General features: G+C 33.3%; 1 protein-coding gene. It reads right to left on the minus strand.

All coding sequences use genetic code 11. The annotated features are described in order from the left end of the window. Positions 1 to 41: 41 nt before the first annotated feature. Positions 42 to 704 (minus strand): hypothetical protein, encoded by a 663-nt coding sequence (locus A9G48_RS06430; RefSeq protein WP_065575964.1) that lies wholly within the window; start codon positions 702 to 704, stop codon positions 42 to 44. Between the last annotated feature and the right edge of the window lie 105 nt (positions 705 to 809).

Below are 809 nucleotides of genomic sequence, written 5' to 3' on the forward strand. Positions count from 1 at the left end.
AAATCTTAAACTTAACAGTAATCTAATGAATTAAAATAACTTTATAAAAAATAACTACCACTCTTCCCTGCTTTCAAGGTTAATTCACCGTAATCATTAACATTATAATAATGAGTCCCTCTGGCTAATTCTTTACCTGTTGCAGCTGCTTCAATATCGAAAAAGTTAGGATACAAGCTATAAATATCCTTATTTTTTATCCAATTTGGCACATTTTCCATGTGGTAACTGAATGATACCATTCTCATACCCTTAAGTTGATTATCGACTTTGGTAATCTTGTCAACCACAACCCGACCAAAGCAGAAGTTAGTGCCCCCCCACCAATCTACGTATTTGCGACCTTCTTCCGTTAAATTATAACGGTACAGAGGCTTATCGCCGTCATGACCAACCAGCTCTTCGGTAAATAATCCCTCTTTGGCATAAAGGGCTAATCGTTTATTTAATTTATGATTAACATAAATTGGATCACGATAATATAAATCTTTATGATAACCAGGCATATATTTTGTAGTATAAGGATACATATCTTCATAAACCTTACCGACCCTTAAACAAACTGATTTATAACCGCTTGGATTATAATAATCATTGTCATTTTGTATCAAAGTTTTATAATCGGTAAAATCGCACCCTGTCAGTAACGATAACATCAGTAAACTACTACCTAATATTAAGATTTTTTTGATTTGTGTTTTCATCAGTTATTACCTGTTAGTTAAAATTTGTTAATCGATTCTGTCACTGCTTCGGCTTATGGCTCGTATCAGCTGTATATTGGTATGACAGTAAGTATGGAAACACTT

Source organism: Gilliamella sp. wkB18 (genome assembly GCF_001690875.1).
Lineage (GTDB): Bacteria > Pseudomonadota > Gammaproteobacteria > Enterobacterales > Orbaceae > Gilliamella > Gilliamella apicola_A.

Coding starts and splice junctions, on each gene's coding strand:
- A9G48_RS06430 (WP_065575964.1), bottom strand. CDS start 704: ATGAAAACACAAATCAAAAAAATCTTAATATTAGGTAGTAGTTTACTG.